The organism is Spirosoma fluviale (assembly GCF_900230225.1).
Taxonomy (GTDB): Bacteria; Bacteroidota; Bacteroidia; order Cytophagales; family Spirosomataceae; genus Spirosoma; species Spirosoma fluviale.
Map to the genome: position 1 here is coordinate 205,480 of NZ_OCNH01000009.1, position 19,275 is coordinate 224,754.

The window sequence follows — 19,275 nt, forward strand, 5'->3', positions numbered from 1 at the left end:
GAAATAGCTAAGTTGGTAAAAAATGGGCTTTGATTGATGCAATTAATCCATAGGTTTGTTCAACAACTTGTTTCCTTCCCTCATGTCTTCTGTTGTTTGTGTCATTGGTAGCTCCAACACCGATATGGTGATCAAGGGCGATAAACTACCAGCCCCCGGCGAAACCGTACTGGGCGGTACATTTCTCATGAATCCCGGCGGCAAAGGGGCCAACCAGGCCGTAGCAGCCGCCCGGCTCGCCACCGCACCTAATCCCGATCCGAATTCACCCATTCCGTCCACGACAGTAACCTTCGTGGCCAATGTGGGGAATGATATTTTTGGTCGGCAGGCGCTGCAGCAGTTCGAGCGGGAAGGTATCCGGACAGACTTCGTGACGACGGATGCCGATGAACCCTCCGGCGTAGCGCTCATTGGCGTGGATGGCAAAGGCGAGAACTGCATCATGGTGGCGTCGGGAGCCAACGCCCGGCTCGGACAGGAGCAGGTAGCCCAGGCCCTGGCCGCCGAAACGGATGCCGATCATACGGTTGTGTTACTGCAACTCGAAACCCCCATTCCAACCGTCGAGTACGCCATTCGGCAGAGTCACGAACGTGGTATGCGGGTGGTGCTGAATCCGGCCCCGGCGCAACTCCTCGACCCGGCGGTGCTGGCCTGTCTTCATGTCATCACCCCCAACGAAACCGAAGCGGAACTGCTCACGGGCGTTCGGGTGACCGACGAAACCACCGCGCAACAGGCGGCCCGGCGATTACACGAAATGGGTGTACCCAACGTCGTGATTACGCTTGGCTCGCGGGGGGCTTACCTCTCCGCACCGGCGGGCGCGTCGATGATTGCCGCTCCGCCCGTAACGGCCGTCGATACCACGGCGGCTGGCGACTGCTTTAACGGGGCGCTGGTGGTCGCTATCGCCGAGGGGCGCGACCTGCCCGATGCCGTGGCTTTTGCCTGTAAGGCCGCGTCGATCTCGGTTACCCGGATGGGTGCCCAGGCATCACTGCCCCACCGGCAGGAGGTCGACTCCCTGCCGCTACTCTCTATTTGACCATTCGTAAACTTCTCTAACCCCAATGAAAAGAATCTACCTCCTCCTGCCGTTACTGGCGCTAACGGGCTTCGGCCGGATCGCCGGACCGCCCACCACGACGCCCAAAAAGAGATCGAACACGACTGTTTCGGCTCGTCCGCCCGCCACGGTCACCATGACAAAAGCCGCCTTGCAGGACAAGATCAAAGGCGGCTGGGCTGGTCAGCTCATCGGCTGCACCTTCGGCGGACCAACCGAGTTCAAGTTTAACGGGACTATGATGAATGAGTATCAGCCCATTCCGTGGTACGACGGCTACATCAAGAAAACGATGCTCGAAACGCCCGGCCTGTACGATGATCTCTACATGGACCTGACCTTCGTGGATGTGTTCGAGAAAAAAGGCCTCGATGCGCCCGTCAGCGAACACGCCAACGCCTTTGCCAAGGCCGACTACATGCTCTGGCACGCTAATCAGGTAGGCCGGTATAATATCCTCAACGGCATGAAAGCCCCCGAGTCGGGTCACTGGCTCAACAACCCCCATGCGGACGATATCGACTTCCAGATCGAAGCGGATTTTTCGGGGCTGATGGCTCCCGGAATGCCCAATACGGCCGTGAAAATAGGCGATCCCATCGGCCACATCATGAACTACGGCGACGGCTGGTATGGTGGCGTGTACGTCGGCGCTATGTATTCGCTGGCGTTCGTCAGTAACGACGTCAATTACGTCGTTCGGGAGGCATTGAAGGCTGTTCCGGCGCAGAGTACCTTTTACCAGTGCATTGCCGACGTGATCAAGTGGCACGACCAGTATCCGAACGACTGGAAACGAACCTGGCTGGAAGTGCAACGCAAATGGTCGGACGAAGTAGGTTGCCCGGACGGCATATTTGCCCCGTTTAATATCGACGCGAAGATCAACTCGGCCTATATCGTGCTGGGGCTGCTGTACGGTCAGGGCGACTACACCAAAACCATGCAGATCAGCACCCGCGCCGGTCAGGATTCCGACTGCAATCCATCGTCGGCGGGCGGTATCCTGGGCACGATGCTGGGCTACAGCAAAATGCCGGCTTACTGGAAACAGGGTCTGGCCGAAGCGGAGGACATCGACTTTAAATACACGACCATGTCACTCAACGACGTGTATGGCATCGGGATGAAGCACGCCCTTCAGGTCATCGAGCGCAACGGCGGTAAAGTAAGTGGCGACAACGTGACCATTGCCGTACAAACGCCCAAAGCGGTTCGGTTGGAACAAAGCTTCGGCGGGCACTTCCCCACCGAAAAACGGACTATCAACAAAGACCTCAACGACGAGTACACCGCTACCTTCGACGGAGTTGGCTTTATCGTTGTTGGGGAGAACAGGCCAAAAGCGCAGGCGGGCCAATACGAATATGAGAGCGCTTACACGGCTCAGGTTGACGTTTACATCGACGATAAAAAGATGGAAACAGCCAGCCTGCCCGCCAGTTTCACCCGTCGTCGCTACGATATGACCTGGAAGTACCAGCTAACACCCGGAAAGCACACGCTGCGGTTGAAACTGCTCAACCCGAATAACGATCACTCCGTACGCGTGCGCAACCTGATCGTTTTCGGCAACAAACCCATTCTGGCCCGTTACTAAATCCCACCGCTATGTTTATCATTGAGTCATACGGCACCGCCGTGTTGTTTTGCATCGTTACCATGCTTTGCTGGGGTTCGTGGGCCAACACCCAGAAGCTGTCGGCGGGTAACTGGCGTTTTGAATTGTTCTACTGGGATTATGTGCTGGGGATTGTCGGTCTGGCACTATTGCTGGCCCTCACGCTGGGAAGTATGGGCGAAGGGGGACGCTCGTTTCTGGCCGATGTCCGGCAGGCCGATCTGGACAATATCGGCTCGGCCCTCTGGGGCGGGGTTCTGTTCAATGCCGCCAATATCCTGCTGGTAGCGGCCATTTCTATCGCGGGTATGTCGGTGGCGTTTCCGGTGGGTATCGGGCTGGCGCTGGTCATTGGCGTGGTGGTCAACTACCTCAACGCGCCCGTCGGGAATGCCGGACTGCTGTTCGGCGGCATGGCTCTGATCGTGGTGGCTATCCTGCTCAACGCCGTTGCCTACCGACGGACGGCCACGTCGGAATCAGGGGTCTCCACAAAAGGACTGCTGCTGTCTGTCGTGGCGGGTTGTCTGATGGGTTTGTTTTATGGCTACGTGGCCCAGGCCATGTTCCCGAATTTCGATCAGCCCGAGCCGGGCAAGCTCAGTCCCTACACCGCCGTTGTCTTTTTTGCGCTGGGTATCCTGGCCAGTAATTTCCTGTTCAATACGTTGCTCATGCGCCGACCCTTCGAAGGAACGCCCGTTAGTTATGCCGATTATTTTCGGGGCAGCGGGCGCAATCACCTGACGGGCGTGCTGGGTGGTATGATCTGGTGCCTGGGTATGTCGTTCAGCATTCTGGCATCTGACAAAGCCGGTCCGGCCATCAGTTACGGACTTGGTCAGGGTGCCACCGTCGTCGCGGCTTTGTGGGGGATTTACGTCTGGCGGGAATTTCGGTCGGCTCCAAAGGGTGTTAGTGGATTGCTCAATGGCATGTTGCTCTGTTACATTGTCGGGTTAGGCCTGTTGATTGTTGCGCGCTGACTAAATACCTTTACACGCCCTGTGGTTACTGAGCATGACCGATCAACTCACCCCCGCCCAACATATTCGCCTGTGGAATGACTTTCGTCAGGGAAGTCAGGATGCTTTCTCGCAACTTTATGAATTGTTTTCGGCCGATCTGTACCGGTACGGCTATAATCTTGTCCGAAACCGGCAATTGGTAGAAGACTGTCTGCATGAGTTGTTTCTACACCTGCACGACAGTCGGGCCAAACTCGGGCCAACGGATAACATCCGGTTTTATCTCTACCGGTCGTTACGCCGTCGGCTACTCGACACGGTGGCCCGATTGAATAAACTGGATTCGGAGGACTATATTTTTGATAAAGCGGAATTTCTGGTTCAGCCTTATGAGCGGTCACTGATTGAGGAGCAGCTTGTCGATCAGCAAAAGGCACTGCTGATCGGTGAGTTGAATAAATTACCCAAACGGCAAAAGGAAATCCTGTACCTGGTCTATATGAAAGGGCTGACCTACGCACAGGCGGCTGAGGTGATGGACATTACGTTAAAGAGCGTTTATAACACAATTAACGTGGCTCTTACTACCTTGCGGGTGCATGTGCGCACGGCATTCGAGCAGCGGGGAGCCTTGCTGAGTCTGCTGGGTGCTGTTTTTGGTTATCTCACAAAGATATAATTACCCAAAAGCCGGGAAAAAATTACTTGTGCTCTGTTTAACGAGTACTATCATGATGCTTGTCTAATGCCGTACCCCGCTTTTACTGTAGACGACTTTTGCAAAGATCCTGATTTCATTCGCTGGGTATTAACGCCAACGGAGGAATCGAATCGCTTCTGGCAGGACTTTATGGCGACTTATCCCCATAAAGTGGCTGATGTTCGAAACGCTGTTGAGTATGTCAAGTCGATTCGTTTTCAGGAAATAGAGCCCTCTCCACAAGATATGGCCCGCCTGAAACAGCGTATCTGGAATGATATTGATAAGTCAGCCCGTAACTCGGAACGTCTTACGCATCCATTTCAAAACGTGAGTCGGCAGGAGATTCGGTGGTACCAGCGGCCTTATTGGGCAGCTGCGGCTGTGGTTCTACTGGTTATGTCCGTTGGGCTGGGTTGGTGGGCGTATCAGGCAAATGCGCACCTGACGTACGAAACAGCCTATGGGAACGTGCAGGAGATAAAACTTGCCGATGGGTCTACGGTTACGCTCAATGCCAACTCGACCCTGAAAGTAGGGGATAACCTGGCGGGTAGTTCCGTGCGGGAAGTGTGGCTCACCGGTGAAGCTTATTTCGACATTGCCAAACGGAAGGGAGCTAAATTCATTGTCCACACGCCCGAAGCTAAAGTTGAGGTATTAGGCACCGAGTTCAACGTAAACACCCGGCGTGAACAAACCAACGTCGTTTTGAACGAAGGAAAAGTTCAGTTGAGTACCAATGATCAATCGACAGTGGTGATGAAGCCCGGCGACATGGCCATTGTGTCGCCCAAAAACCGGAACATCCAGCTTAAACGGGTACAACCCGATCTATATGATGCCTGGAAGGAGTCCTATCTGATTCTGGATGGCAAAAGCCTTCCGGAAATTATCAGCAGCCTTGAGGATACCTTCGGCGTGACCATCAAACTGGACGATCAGCAACTGACGAATAAAACCCTGACGGGTAAACTACGTACCGAAGTAGTCGAAGACTGTATCGACAACCTGGCGATCATTCTCGACGCCGAAGTGAAAAAATCAGGGGATACCTATTCATTTCGCTAAACAGGCCCAATTTCAACCGATTTACAGCATACTCGTGGGCGATTTTTCAATCGGCTCCCACGAGTATAATTTTTTGTACAGCTTCAGTCCAGATAATTCCCATCTGATAAGAAGATTTAAACTTTCCCGGAAAATAATCATAAAAAAAGCGGGAAAACCAAGTACCCCACCCGTTTGACTACCAACTACGGCATAGCCAATAATACGATCCCATTTTACTATGAAAAGACGTATCCTCTTTTATACAACCTTGTGGCTGTCCTCTTTTTCGGGGATTCAGGAGGGGGTAGCCCAACTTACATTTGCCTCCATACACAGGCGCAAAGAAGGCACTCCAACGCAGGAGACGAACACCAGCCTGATCGTTCTGCTGAAAAAACTGGAATTAACCTATAAAACCAGTTTCGTCTATCAGAAAGAATTACTCGAAAATAAAACTTTCTCCGGCGCTGTCAATGAAAATGACAAACTGGAGCAGGTACTCGACAGGGTGCTGACACCCGCCAAACTTCGGTTTCAAAAGCTGAAAGGGGGAGGGTACACCATTCTGCCCCGGAAAATAGGTAAAAACTCCTCGGCGGAAACGGAACCCCTGAAAGCATCGGGCACTCAGCCGCTGGAGCCGGAAGCCGATAAGGAGCTGGCGATCAACAGCCTGACCGCACGGGTTGATATGCAGGCTTTCTCAACGGCCAAACCCGCCGATATCGTTGTGAAAGGGCGGGTGACCGACAATGATAAAGGCGACCCAATTCCCGGCGCCAGCATCGTATTGAAAGGCGCTAACAAAGGAACAAATACGGATGCCAATGGACAGTATTCCATCTCCGTGCCGAATGCCAATGCGGTGCTCGTCTTTAGTTTCGTTGGGTTCGAGAAACAGGAAGTTACGGTTGGAAACCGCACCCAGGTAAATATCACCCTGAAAAATGACCTCAAAGAACTCAACGAGGTTGTTGTTGTTGGATTTGGTACCCAGAAGAAGATCAATGCAACCGGAGCCATTTCAACCATTGGCACCAAAGAACTTATCCAGTCGCCGGTAGCCAATATCAGCAATTCGCTGGTGGGCCGTTTGCCGGGTCTGTTCGCCACCCAATCGGGGGGGGAGCCGGGTAACGACGGGTCCAAGATCAGAATCCGGGGCGTGGGTACTTTCTCGGGCAGTACCGACCCCCTAACCCTGGTCGATGGCATACAGGTCGACAACTATAATAACATTGACCCCAATGAAATTGAGTCGGTAACGATCCTGAAAGATGCCTCATCGACAGCAGTTTACGGGATCAGGGGTGCCAATGGGGTGCTGATCATTACCACCAAGCGCGGTAAGGTTGGCCCGCCCAAAGTGAGCTACACGTTTAACCAGGGGTTTAACTCCTTTACCGACTTGCGGCAGATGATGAACAGTGGCGATTATGCCACTCACTTCAACGATGCCCTGAAAGCGGATACGTATGTAAACGGAACCACCTACACGCCCCGATACACGGATCAGGATATTGAACTCTATCGCAACGGACAGGACCCCATCTTCCACCCAAACGTCAACTGGTTCGATGTGATGTTCAAAAAAGTGTCCAAACAATCGCAGCATAACGTCAACATCAGCGGGGGACAAAACAAGGTAAGGTACTTCGTTTCGGCGGGGTATTTCAGTCAGGAGGGATTGTTTAAAGATACGAAGGATGTGGTCGACGCGTTTTCGCCCCAGTCACTTTTTCAGCGCTACAACCTCCGCTCCAACTTTAATTTCGACGTGACCAGCCGGTTACGGATGACACTCGACCTGTCGTCGCAGACCGAAGTTCGAAGCGGCAACAACGGCAGCAGTACCGAGCGCGTCGTGGGCGACATTGCCCGCGCCAGCCCGCTGAGTACGCCGGGTGTTGTAGACGGGAAAGTTGTCAATATATTAACTGGTTCACAAAACAACCCTTACGCCAGTTTGCTTTACCCGAACCTGGCCGGGGGGCTCAAACGGTCGTATCGCAACTACCTGAACGGAAATTTCAGAATGGATTATGACCTTGGCTTTCTGACCAATGGCTTATCGGTACATGGCAATGTAGCCATGCAAACGTACAACGACCAGCAAATCGTCAACACCAAAACGCTGATCACGTATCTGGCCGTGAAGTTGCCCGACGGCTCCGTCAACTATGTACCCTCTACAACGGAAGCCCAGTTTGGGTTCAGCCAGAGCGGTAACTACAACCGGCGTATTACGGCCGAAGCGGGTGTTGACTACAAACAGAGTTTCGGCGTACACAACGTAACCGGACTACTGCTCTACAACCAGCAGAAAACCTTTGATCCGGCGCTGGCTTTTCTGGTGCCGAAAGGATACCAGAGTTTTGTAGGCCGTGCTACTTACGATTACAACGGCCGCTACCTGGCCGAGGTGAACGTGGGTTACAATGGCACCGAGAATTTTGCACCGGGTAAGCGCTTTGGGCTTTTTCCGGCCTATTCGCTGGGCTGGGTAGCATCGCAGGAGCCATTTTTCCCGAAATCCGGCTTCGTTACGTTCCTGAAGGTGCGGGGTTCGTATGGCGAAGTGGGTAATGATAACATCGGCGGTACCCGTTTCCTGTACCGGGAAACAAGTTATTCATCCGTGCCCAACATGTATTATTTCGGAAATGTTGGCTCAACATACAGCGGTTTTACGGGCATTCGGGAAGGCGCTACGGGCAACCCCAACGTAACCTGGGAGCGGGCCGTAAAGCAAAATATTGGTCTGGAGTTGTGGTTCCTGAAAGACAAAATCAAGTTTACCGGCGACGTGTTCAGCGAGAAACGCAGCGATATTCTGGCAACTCCGCAAACCATTTCGTCCATTACCGGGCTGTCGCAACCCGCCAGTAACCTGGGTAGAATGGAGAACAAAGGGTACGAAGGTGATATAACGTATATTGATAAGGTTGGCGGATTAGGCTACCGTATTTCGGCCAATTTCAGCTTTGCCCGAAACAAGGTCACTTTCCGGGATGAAGTGCCCAACCAGTTCGCCTACCAGAACCGGACCGGGCAGCGGCTTGGACAGAATTTCGGCCTTATTGCCGAGGGATTGTTCAATTCATGGGAGGAAGTGAATAATACCAGCCGACCGGTATATGCCTACTCCAACAACAAGATTCAGCCCGGTGATATCAAATACGTAGACTACAACGGCGATGGTATCGTCAATAACTTTGATGCCGTTCCCATTGGCTTCTCCAATTTGCCGGAAAAGACCTTTGGAGCTTCCATTGGACTGAACTACAAAGGGTTCGACCTGTCGGTGCTGTTTCAGGGTGTCGGTAATGTATCGCACTATTATACCCGCTTTCAGCGCGGAACCGGCTACGGCCAGGCACCACCCGAAGGATCGCCCAGCTACATGAACGAAAGCTGGACGCAGGAGCGGTACGACGCCGGTTTACCCATCCGCTTCCCTCGTTTCTCGGTGAACGCCAACCCCAACGGAGAAGGCTCTTCCTATTGGCTTGCCGATGCCAGTTATGTGCGGATAAAAAATGCTGAAATAGGGTACCGATTGAGCGAAGGGCTGCTTAAAAGGCTGCACATCGGTGCTTGCCGTATTTACGTGAACGCCAATAACCTGTTTACGTGGAAAAGCATGTATCCGGGTATCGATCCGGAAAACACCTCAACCGGGGATACCAATACGGAACCTTACCCGCTCGTTCGAACCATCAACACCGGTGTAAACCTAAGCTTCTAATCATCACGTCATGAAAAAAATACCATCCGTATTGACTGTACTCCTCTGTTGTTTAATAACAACAGCCTGTAATAAAAATTTTCTGGATAAAGCGCCGGGCGTAGACCTTACAGAAGAAAATGCTTTTTTGAATAAAGCCAATCTGGAGACGTTTATGACGACGATTTACCGGTACGCTGTCCATTCAAATTTCCGGTATCGGATTCAAAACGAAGCCGTTGCCAACCCGGCCAACTATTACATTCCATTCTCCGGAGTGAACGGCACGGACTGTATCCACCCCAGCTCAAGTATCAGCGACGAAGGCGATGCGTCCGAAGCTTCTTTTGTGAACAATAACCGATGGAATGAGGGTACCGTACTCCCATCCAACATTGTAAACGTAGAAGACTTCCGCTATTACATCCGGTGGATCGCCTTGCGCCAGATCAACCTGGTGCTGAAACGAATCAACGAAGTGCCCGATGCCGACGAGGCTTATAAAAAGCAGGTTATTGCCGAAGTAAAATCCCTGCGGGCCTTAAATTATCTGGAAATGCTGAAGCGGTACGGGGGCGTTCCCATTGTCGATAAGGTATTTAGCCCAGGGGAGAAAGTCGATGTACCCCGAAGCTCCTTTAGTGACTGTGTGAACTTTGTGGTGAAAGATATCAATGAATCGGTGCCCAATTTGCCAGCTGCCCATTCCGCTTCGCAAACCGGCCGAATCACGGCTCTGGTGGCCCTGTCTATAAAAGCTGAAGTGCTGCTGTATGCCGCCAGTCCACAGTACAATACCGCAACGCCCGTACTGCCTATGGCAAAAGAGGCCGACAATGCCCTGATCTGCTACGGTAATTTTGACCCCAACCGCTGGAAACTAGCGGCCGATGCCGCCAAGGCTGCCCTGGATTATGCTCTGGCCAATGGCTATGGATTGATTGATGAACCCGCAAACAGAAATCCCAAAGAACTGGATAATGGAACAGTAGGCCCGTTGGGCAACTACCGGGTATCCTGGGAAACCAACAACAATAAAGAGCTGATATTCATGTACCAGGGTGGAGCGAACAACGCGAATGGTATAACCAATATCGGTAATGCCCCCCTGACGTTCTGGAACGCATCCTGTTTTGGGTCTTTCTGGAGCGGGATCAGTGTGCCGCTGAATTTTGTGAAAAAGTACGAAAAACTCGACGGTACCCCCCAGAATTGGGACGCTGCCGGCGGAACGGACCTGATTGCCAAATATGCCGAGTTAGACCCCCGGTTCAAGCAGTCGGTGGCTTATACCAATGGCTATTACACGGCAAGAGACCCAATTGCCCAGATCTTCAACGGTGGCAAAGATTACGTGAACTGTAAAGGTGGTTTCTGGCTGCGGAAATACATTCCCCGAAATGCGACCAGCGCCAATTTTGTCATGAACGACGTGCTGTTTCGGGTCAATGAGCTGTATCTCAATTATGCAGAAGCGTTGAACGAAGCATCGGGCCCCGTACAGGACGCCTACGACGCCGTCAACGCCATTCGTACGCGTTCGGGAATGCCCAATCTGCCGCAGGGACTCACCAAAGAGGAGTTCAGGCAGCGCGTACGCAATGAGATTGCGATCGAAATGCTCAATGATGATCACCGGTTTTGGGATGTCAAACGCTGGTTGATTGCCGAAGAAGAGGGTGTCATGAAGGGTAATATGGATGGCTTGCAGATTACCCGGACGGGCACTGCACCAAACTTTAAATATGCCTGGAAGCCTTACACGTTTGAGACGCGGACATTCAACAAGAACATGTACCTGCATCCTTTCCCGTTGACGGAAGTGCTGAAGGGAAATCTAGCTCAGAACCCCGGTTGGTAAGCATGGAACAGGCCGCTTACCATATCCTTATTAACCAACTTCCTTCGCCACAATGAAACGAACATATACCATACCCGTTTTTCTTGTCTTACTGCTGGGCGTGTTCGGAAACGTACACGCGCAACAGCGGACAGGTCAACTCCCTACCCTCGATAGCGTCGCTGTTTTTCCAGCGTTAGCCGTTACCAACATTGGCTTTGGCAACCTGCCCACACAACGGGTTACGAGTGCCCTCTCAACCGTGTACGGGTCGGATTTGGAGAAGAACTTCTCCCTTAACCTCGGCAATACGCTCTACGGGCGTTTGGCCGGTCTGTCGGTTACGCAGGGTGGCTCGGAGCCGGGGGCATCTACCCCCAATCTTTTTGTACGTGGGGTAAACACCTTTGGGGCAGCAGGCAATGCTCCCCTCTATATCATTGATGGCTACATCAGCAATGGTGCCGGTCCTTCCAATGCGTTTATGCAACTGGTGCCCGAAGAAATTGAAACCATTACGGTGTTGAAAGATGCCTCGGCAACGGCCATTTATGGCGCTCGCGCAGCCAATGGCGTGGTACTGGTAACGACCAAAGCGGGCAAAGCAGGCCCACTGCGGATTTCGTTTACCACCCGACAGGGCTTTAACCAGGCGCAGTACGTACCGAAATTCCTGAACGCCTACAACTACAGCGTGTTGTATAACGAAGCCCTCTCCAACGATGGGCTGCCAACCCGCTACACCCCTGCCGATCTTGATGCGTATCAAAATGGGACCGATCCCGTTTTTCATCCCGATGTGAACTGGTATAACCAGGTGCTGCGGCCAACGGCCCCTGTATCGAGCTACAACCTGACATTTGGCGGGGGCGATAAATTCGTTCGCTACTTCGTCAACCTGAATGCCATCACCAGCCAGGGACTCTTTAAAAAGTTCGGAGATATGAATGACGAAAGCTCAAATTCGAACTACGCCAAGTATAACTTCCGGACAAATCTGGATGTAAACCTCACCCAGCGCCTGTCGGCCGAGTTTAAAATTGCCGGTTCCTTCGAGCAGAGCAACAACCCCAACAACTATACGACCGGGTCGACCTTTGGCTTGCTGGCACAGTTACCCCCAAACGCTTTTCCGGTTTACAACCCGAACGGGAGTTTTGGCGGTAATGCCTTGTATGCCAATCCGGTAGGGAACATGCTGGCAACGGGATTTTTTACCAACAACTCCCGTACGGTGCTCTCTTCGCTGAAGTTGACCGAGCAGCTGGATATGATTGCCAAAGGATTGAGCGCTTCGGTTTCCGTTTCAATCAACAATTACTTTGAATCCGGGTCGCGCAAGTCCAAGCAGTATCCCCGGTATTCCATCTCCAGAGGGGTGGCCGGTGATACGATCTATAGCCCGGCCGTTGGGCAGTTAACCTCACTGGCCGGTGCCGAGGAAACCCTCGACCAATACCGTAGCTTGATTTTTCAGAGTTTCCTGAATTATAAACGGACGGTGGGCAAAAACGATATCTCGGCTATGCTGATGTTCAACTCCGATAACGTTACGGTTTTCGGCCCGGCCAATGATCTGAGCACTCCGACAGCTAACTCCACCGACCCCTACAAGCACAATAACGGGGCTGCCCGGTTTACCTACACCTATAATAACAAGTATCTGGCCGAAGTGTCGGCGGGGTACATGGGCAGTGATATTTTTGCGCCCGGCCAACGGTACGGATTTTTTCCGGCAGCGTCGGTAGGCTGGGTTCTTTCCGGCGAGAAATTCCTGAGTAACAACAAAACGATTGATTTCCTGAAGCTTAGAGGCTCTTATGGGCTTGTCGGCAATGATAACATTGTGACCCAGGGCTTGTCTTCACGATATGCCTACACTGCAACCTTTGGCGGGGGTGGCTACTTTTTTGGCACCGGTAATACGGCCGTCGGTGGTTTTGCCGAGAACGCCATTGCCAACCCCAATGTCACCTGGGAAAAGGAAAAATCCCTGAACATTGGTGTCGATGCTACCCTCTTCAAAAACTTCGACCTTTCGGTGGATGTCTTCAATCGGGATCGCTACGATATTGTGGTAGCTTCGGCCAGTACGACACCGCTATTTTCCGGTATCGTGACGCCCAATCTTAACCAGGGTAAAGCCAATAATAAAGGGTTTGACGTAGCCCTTCGCTATAATGCCACGCAAAAAAAGGATTTCCAGTTCTTTGTAGAAAGTAATTTCTCGTACTTCAAAAACAAAGTGGTTTTCAACGCCGAGGCTATCCAGTTGAACAGCCGCCTGTATGCTGCGGGCAATGCCATTGGGCAGCCCATCGGCCTGAAAGCCATTGGTTTTTATAGCCTTGAGGACATTGCTCAACGGCAGCTGGACCCCAAAAACGTTCCCGGTGTGCTGAGTGAGGTTATCAAAGCGGGCGACATAAAGTACCAGGACATTGGTGGACCCGATGGCAAGCCGGACGGTATCATCGACGCCAACGACAGAATGCCCATCGGCAACCCTGGTCTGCCGAATCTATCGCTGGGGCTGCATACCGGTTTTCGCTACAAAGGATTTGACGCCGACCTGGTATTTCAGGCAGTTACGGGAAACACCGTTTATTTAGGCGGCAACTATTTCCAGGCGTTCCAGGGCAATGGCCAGGTCGCGCCCATTGCGCTGAACCGGTGGACACCCCAAACGGCTGCCACCGCCGACTATCCACGGCTGTCGTCGAAAGATAATTTGAATAACTACCAGTTCTCCACGTTCTGGCAGCGCAACGGCAGTTTCGTTAAACTGCGCAGTGCCGAGATCGGGTACTCACTGCCGACTGCTTTGTCGGATCGGGTACGCCTGAAAACCGTGCGGTTCTTTGTCAATGGCACCAACCTGTTCTCTCTCGACCGGGTTCCCTACGGCGACCCCGAAACCCTGACCGGCTATCCGGTAACCCGAACCGTTACGTTGGGCCTGAAAGTCCAGTTGTAATTCATTTAAAACGAAGCTGACAAATGAAAAAATACATCTATACGTTAACCGTTCTGGCTGGATTGGCTCTAAGCGCCTGCCAGGACCTTGACCGTGACTTTGTAACGACGATTGGCCAGAAAGAAATTGAACAGTCGTTTGGTAATGTACAGTCCTTACTAAATGCGATCTACTCGGATATTCCGGATGGTACGCTCTATATTGGGGGCGCTGCCATGATGGCTTCGGCAACGGATGAAGCTGAATTTACGGCCGAGACAAACCCGATTCAGAGTTTTAATACCGGTAGCTGGAATGCCGTCAATAACCCGGACCTTGTTTGGGGGACGTATTACCGCAGCATTCGGAAGGTAAATCAGTTTCTGGCCTCTACCGGGAAAATTAATCTGGACCCCTGGAGATTAGATCCGTCGGCTTCGGCGCAGCAGGTTTATCAAACCAACCTGGCCGCTACCAAACGCTGGACCTACGAAGCCAGATTCCTGCGGGCTCATTATTACTTCGAACTGGTGAAACGGTATGGGGGTGTTCCTCTCCTTAACAAATCCCTTTCGCTGGAGGACGACTTCTCGAAAGTACAACGCAACACCCTAAGCGAATGCATTCAGTTTATAACGGCGGAGTGTGATTCGGCAGCCGCTCAATTGCCTCTCAACACATCCACGCTGCCGTACGTTGCCGCTACCGATCTGGGACGGGCCACCAAACTGTCTGCGCTCGCTCTGAAAAGCCGGGTTCTCTTATATGCCGCCAGCGACTTGTTCAACACGCCCGCCTGGGCGGGTGGGTACAGTAAGCCCGAGTTCATTTCGTTACCGGCGGGGGATCGGGTGGCTCGCTGGAAAGCGGCCTCCGATGCCGCCAAAGCGGTAATCGATGCGGCTGCATTGCCCAACCTGGGGGCCTATAAAGCGCTGTTCAACACATTCAACAACCCCGAAATTATCTTCACCCGCAGTAATGCGGCCAGCAATGCGTTTGAGCGAAATAATTCGCCCATTGGCTTTAGTCTGGGGCAAAGCGGCAATACCCCCTCTCAGGATCTGGTGGATGCCTACGAGGTCAGGGTAAACGCAACAACGGCCGTTAAATTCGACTGGACTAATCCGGCTATGGCGGCTGATCCGTACGCCAACCGTGACCCCCGACTGGGCTTTACCATTGCCGTCAACAATACGCCTTTTGGTACACCGGCCCGGAATGTTCAATTGTGGACGGGCGGGCTGGATGCCAAACCGATTGCGTTTGCTTCCAAAACGGGCTATTACCTCCGGAAATACCAGATCGAGAGCTTAAACCTGATCAACGGCAATACGGGAGTGCACAGCTGGATTCTGTTCCGGTATCCTGAAATCTACCTCAACTATGCCGAAGCGCTCAATGAGTGGAGCCCTGGTAACGCCGATATCAAGGCCTACTACGACCGGGTCAGAAACCGTACAGGGGTAACCATGCCGTTACTGCCAACGGGCTTGTCGCAGGTCGATGTACGGGAGAAAATACGGAATGAACGCCGAGTGGAGTTTGCCTTCGAAGATCACCGTTTCTGGGATGTACGTCGATGGATGCAGGCCCCTGCCTACTTCAATGCGCCACTACGCGGGGTCGACATTACCCGAAATGCGGATGCAACGTTCACGTACAAGCCCGTTACGGTAGAAGACCGGGTGTTTACCCCTAAAATGTACTTGTACCCGATTCCGCAAACAGACATCAATATTGCAGGTGGGTTGCTTCAAAACCCGCTCTGGTAATACCAAACCAGGCTGGACAGTCTTGTTAAGCCAGACGATACTGATCTGGTATAGTTAAAATATCATAGGTTGGCCCGGAAAGCGCTTCCCCATTGGGGAAGCATTTTCTTTTCTGTCAGGAAGTTGACTCTGATTTAATGACATGGCCGTAAACAGGTCGTGGTAGTAGCTTAAAATGATAACCGAGGACATGAAAATCAATCAGAATCAAAACCGAAGAACGTTTCTGCGCCAGGCCGGCCTGCTCAGTGCCTCATTGTTGATAAGCCGGATAACACGGGCAGCGGGAAAGTCTGATCCGGTTATTCTGTTTACCTCGGGCTGGCAGGATGTCAACATCGGCGATATTGCGCATACGCCCGGCCTGATTGCGCTCCTGAAGAAACGCCTTCCGCAGGCCAAACTCATCCTGTGGAAGCGTAGCCGCAGTGCCAAAGTGGAAACCATGCTGAACCACTATTATCCGGATGTGCGGATTATTCACGGCAGTGTGAAGGACAACGAGCCGCAGTCCGACGAGGTCAAGCAGGCGTTTGTGGAGGCTGACTTTTTTCTCCACGGCTCCGGCCCAATGGTCGTTGCGCTCGATTACCTGGAAGCCTGGCACGCGCAGACTCACAAGCCATTTGGGCTGTTCGGCGTCACGATTCAGGATGTTTACCCAGCCGTTAAAACGCTGCTGTCAAGTGCATCACTGATTTTTACCCGCGAAACGGCATCCATCGAGATGCTGCGGAAAGCGGGACTGTCGGGTAGCCACATCGCGTTTGCACCCGATGCCACCTTCGCCCTGACCATCCGCGACGACGAGAAAGCAAACGCTTTCTTGGTGGCCAATGACCTCAAACACCGCCAGTTTATCTGCGCCATTCCCCGGCTTCGGGTTACGCCCTATTACAGGATCAGTGCAAACTCGGGCTGGAGCGATGCTAAAATAAAGGAAGTCGACTCCCTAAACGACAAATGGAAAGAGGACGATCATGCCAAACTGCGCGAGGCCATGATTGCCTGGGTCAGGCAAACGGGAAATAAAGTGCTGGTATGCCCCGAGATGACCTATCAGGCCGATCTACTGGACGAGCTGCTCATTGATCCGCTCCCCGCCGATGTGAAAACAAAGGTTGTTAAGCATGGGTACTGGTTACCCGACGAAGCCGCATCGGTGTATAGCCAGGCGCATACGGTGCTGAGTTTCGAATGCCATTCGCCCATTATGGCGGCTGTTAACGGGACGCCCTGTTTCTACCTGCGCCAGCCGCAGGACACCATCAAAGGGCAGATGTATTACGATCTGGGGCTGGGTGACTGGACTTTCGAGATCGAGCAAACGACGGGTCAGCAAATTACTGACCGGCTGATGCAGGTGACGAAAAACTACAAAGCCGCTCAGCAGAATGTCCGGAAAGCACTGGCCAATGTGAATGACCGCTATGACAAAACGTTTCGACTGTTGCGGGAAACCTGGCTGTAAGGTAGAAATCGACTCTACCTGTTCTTATTTATTGCCACTAACGATTTTATCTTTATGACCCCCAAGTCCCAACGGTACCTGCTTCCTTTTTTCAGCCTGCTGTTTCTGCTTGGCGGCCTCACTGCTCAGGCGCAAAAGCAAAAAGTGTGGCTCGATGCTGACACGGGTAACGAAACCGACGATGTCTACGCCATTATCCGGCTACTTGCCGAACCATCCGTAGAGGTGCTGGGGCTCAGCTCTGCCCACTTCAACAATGCCGATTTGGTTGCTTTCGACAAATGGAATCAATACCCAACGAAAGCGATCAATACGGTAGCCATCAGCCAGCAACTGAATGAGGAAATCTTGCAGGCCATGCATAAAGAAGCCATTGCCCACCCACTGGGAGCCGACCGCCAGATGGGCCGGGCCTGGGGTGGTACGGAAGCACGGCCATCAGCGGCTTCGGAGCAACTCATTCGAACTGTCAAAGGCTTGAAACCGGGTGAGTTTTTAGATGTAATCTGTCTGGGCGCGTTGACCAATATTGCCTCCGCCATCCGCATTGATACCAGTATTGCGTCCCGAATCCGGTTGTATGCGCTGGGGGCTCAATACAATGCTCAAACGAAAGTCTGGAACAAGAGCGAATTCAACATTCGAAACGATTTGAACGCCTTCGACTATTTGCTGAATCACCCTTCGGTCGATCTTCGGATAATGCCGACCAGTACGGCTTTGCCCTACCGATTTGCGCGGGATACGATCTACAGCAAAGTTAACCCGGCTGTGGTCAGTCAGCGGATGCTGAAGCAGCGTTGGGAGGAGACAAACCCTCAGGACAAAGTCCGCACACTGTGGGATCTGGCGCTGGTGGAGGTCTATCTGCTCCCTGAAAAGGCAGTACTTAAGGATGTGTTGACGCCCCCCGAAAACAGACAGCGGTTCATAAAAGTGTATACTCAGTTGGATCCAAAAGCGCTAACGGACGATTTCTGGCGGGTTATCCATCAACTGAAGAATTAGTCAGGCAGGCCCTGCCGCAGAAAACGGTTCTTATGCTAATCACGCATCCAGCCGTTCATTTATTAGTTGTGCCGACTGTTGCAAGGCCTGGACAATCTCAGTTTGACGGGCTGGTGAGCAACGGATTTCGGGTAGAAAAATGCTTAAACTGGCAATAACCAGATCGCCTTTTCGAACGGGTACCGCTAACCCGATTATATGTGTTTTTGAATAGGTAACGGCCAATGCCTTGGCCCGGATGTCGGTCAGGGCTTTATCGAGAGCTGTGGTATTCGTCGCTTCCGGCCAGACATCTGCCGATGGCAGGCCAACACTTTGGAGAAGGTTATCGCGCTCCTTTTGCGGCATATATGCCAGGAGTAACCGGCCGCTGGCTGTTTCATAAATATTACGCTCCGAACGACTCCGGACCTGTAAGTCCTGGTCACTGTTGACCAGATGAATGACAAATCGTTTCTGATTCCGGATGATACCCAGAATGGACGTCTCATTCAGCTGAGCCGTTAAGGCCTCCATGACGTCTTTGGCTGCCAGGATCAGATTCTGGCTGTAGGATAAATTATTCGTCAGGTTGTAGGCCATCGGCCCCAGTCGGTAGCCTTTTTTCCGACCCAGATGTTCCAGATAACCTTTCTCCACCAGCGTTTGCAGAATATTGACGCAGGTAGCCTGATGCATACCCAGCCCTTCCGCAATCTCCGTCAATGAATAGGCCCTGCTTGGGTCACGGGCGATAAACTCCAGAATATCGAGTGCTTTAACAACAACTAATACCATATCTCTTTGCAATGGCCGCCAGTTTCGGCCTGTATAGATTATTTCTTTCGGCTCCAGGCTCTACTCCACGAATAGAGCCTTAATTTATCATCGTGATAGTAAATGTAATAATAGTTTGTTGATGTTAAAAGACAAAATCAGTTTTATGGGTAAGATAGGTTATATTGTATTATTCTAATATAAAATGGCCTATTCATTGGCTAAAAAGGCCATAAGGTATAAATTTTCGAACCAATGACATTCTGTGAAAAATACCAAAAAAAATAAATAAGTGAAAAGATTTGGGTGATTTCTTAAATCATTATAG

12 protein-coding genes are annotated in these 19,275 nt (G+C 52.1%); 11 read left to right on the top strand and 1 reads right to left on the bottom strand.

Annotated features, from left to right (window positions below; all coding sequences use genetic code 11):
• Positions 1–82: 82 nt before the first annotated feature.
• The 11 genes from rbsK to CRO74_RS30080 all read left to right on the top strand — a co-directional run bounded on the left by rbsK (position 83) and on the right by CRO74_RS30080 (position 18,191).
• Positions 83–1,051, top strand: coding sequence for a ribokinase (gene rbsK / locus CRO74_RS30030; protein WP_097131819.1), 969 nt, complete (start codon positions 83–85; stop codon positions 1,049–1,051).
• A 25-nt stretch (positions 1,052–1,076) separates the two neighbouring features.
• Positions 1,077–2,672 carry an ADP-ribosylglycohydrolase family protein gene (locus CRO74_RS30035; protein WP_097131821.1) on the top strand — a complete coding sequence of 532 codons (1,596 nt, stop codon included), beginning with the start codon at positions 1,077–1,079 and terminating at the stop codon, positions 2,670–2,672.
• 11 nt (positions 2,673–2,683) lie between these two features.
• Positions 2,684–3,679: a GRP family sugar transporter gene (locus CRO74_RS30040; protein ID WP_097131824.1), complete on the top strand. Its 996-nt coding sequence runs from the start codon at positions 2,684–2,686 to the stop codon at positions 3,677–3,679.
• 34 nt (positions 3,680–3,713) lie between these two features.
• Positions 3,714–4,340 carry an RNA polymerase sigma factor gene (locus CRO74_RS30045; RefSeq protein ID WP_097131825.1) on the top strand — a complete coding sequence of 209 codons (627 nt, stop codon included), beginning with the start codon at positions 3,714–3,716 and terminating at the stop codon, positions 4,338–4,340.
• A gap of 66 nt (positions 4,341–4,406) precedes the next feature.
• Entirely contained in the window at positions 4,407–5,432 is a 1,026-nt protein-coding gene (locus tag CRO74_RS30050; protein ID WP_097131827.1) for a FecR family protein, read from the top strand.
• A 220-nt stretch (positions 5,433–5,652) separates the two neighbouring features.
• Positions 5,653–9,162, top strand: a complete 3,510-nt coding sequence (locus CRO74_RS30055; protein WP_097131829.1) for a SusC/RagA family TonB-linked outer membrane protein — start codon at positions 5,653–5,655, stop codon at positions 9,160–9,162.
• A 10-nt stretch (positions 9,163–9,172) separates the two neighbouring features.
• Positions 9,173–11,002: a RagB/SusD family nutrient uptake outer membrane protein gene (locus CRO74_RS30060; protein ID WP_097131831.1), complete on the top strand. Its 1,830-nt coding sequence runs from the start codon at positions 9,173–9,175 to the stop codon at positions 11,000–11,002.
• Positions 11,003–11,054: 52 nt separating this feature from the next.
• Positions 11,055–13,958: a SusC/RagA family TonB-linked outer membrane protein gene (locus CRO74_RS30065; protein WP_097131833.1), complete on the top strand. Its 2,904-nt coding sequence runs from the start codon at positions 11,055–11,057 to the stop codon at positions 13,956–13,958.
• A gap of 23 nt (positions 13,959–13,981) precedes the next feature.
• Complete coding sequence (locus CRO74_RS30070; protein WP_097131835.1) at positions 13,982–15,712, top strand: RagB/SusD family nutrient uptake outer membrane protein; 1,731 nt, start codon at positions 13,982–13,984, stop codon at positions 15,710–15,712.
• A 190-nt stretch (positions 15,713–15,902) separates the two neighbouring features.
• A complete protein-coding gene (locus CRO74_RS30075; RefSeq protein WP_097131881.1) occupies positions 15,903–17,183 on the top strand; it encodes a polysaccharide pyruvyl transferase family protein in 1,281 nt (426 codons plus the stop codon).
• Positions 17,184–17,237: 54 nt separating this feature from the next.
• Positions 17,238–18,191, top strand: a complete 954-nt coding sequence (locus CRO74_RS30080; RefSeq protein ID WP_097131837.1) for a nucleoside hydrolase — start codon at positions 17,238–17,240, stop codon at positions 18,189–18,191.
• 39 nt (positions 18,192–18,230) lie between these two features.
• Here CRO74_RS30080 and CRO74_RS30085 read toward each other — a convergent pair whose 3' ends face one another.
• Positions 18,231–18,968 (bottom strand): IclR family transcriptional regulator, encoded by a 738-nt coding sequence (locus CRO74_RS30085; RefSeq protein WP_097131838.1) that lies wholly within the window; start codon positions 18,966–18,968, stop codon positions 18,231–18,233.
• Between the last annotated feature and the right edge of the window lie 307 nt (positions 18,969–19,275).

What these genes read in the sequence shown, in the direction of transcription:
- rbsK (WP_097131819.1), top strand. Translation starts at nt 83, where the DNA reads ATGTCTTCTGTTGTTTGTGTCATTGGTAGCTCCAACACCGATATGGTG.
- CRO74_RS30035 (WP_097131821.1), top strand. Translation starts at nt 1,077, where the DNA reads ATGAAAAGAATCTACCTCCTCCTGCCGTTACTGGCGCTAACGGGCTTC.
- CRO74_RS30040 (WP_097131824.1), top strand. Translation starts at nt 2,684, where the DNA reads ATGTTTATCATTGAGTCATACGGCACCGCCGTGTTGTTTTGCATCGTT.
- CRO74_RS30045 (WP_097131825.1), top strand. Translation starts at nt 3,714, where the DNA reads ATGACCGATCAACTCACCCCCGCCCAACATATTCGCCTGTGGAATGAC.
- CRO74_RS30050 (WP_097131827.1), top strand. Translation starts at nt 4,407, where the DNA reads ATGCCGTACCCCGCTTTTACTGTAGACGACTTTTGCAAAGATCCTGAT.
- CRO74_RS30055 (WP_097131829.1), top strand. Translation starts at nt 5,653, where the DNA reads ATGAAAAGACGTATCCTCTTTTATACAACCTTGTGGCTGTCCTCTTTT.
- CRO74_RS30060 (WP_097131831.1), top strand. Translation starts at nt 9,173, where the DNA reads ATGAAAAAAATACCATCCGTATTGACTGTACTCCTCTGTTGTTTAATA.
- CRO74_RS30065 (WP_097131833.1), top strand. Translation starts at nt 11,055, where the DNA reads ATGAAACGAACATATACCATACCCGTTTTTCTTGTCTTACTGCTGGGC.
- CRO74_RS30070 (WP_097131835.1), top strand. Translation starts at nt 13,982, where the DNA reads ATGAAAAAATACATCTATACGTTAACCGTTCTGGCTGGATTGGCTCTA.
- CRO74_RS30075 (WP_097131881.1), top strand. Translation starts at nt 15,903, where the DNA reads ATGAAAATCAATCAGAATCAAAACCGAAGAACGTTTCTGCGCCAGGCC.
- CRO74_RS30080 (WP_097131837.1), top strand. Translation starts at nt 17,238, where the DNA reads ATGACCCCCAAGTCCCAACGGTACCTGCTTCCTTTTTTCAGCCTGCTG.
- CRO74_RS30085 (WP_097131838.1), bottom strand. Translation starts at nt 18,968, where the DNA reads ATGGTATTAGTTGTTGTTAAAGCACTCGATATTCTGGAGTTTATCGCC.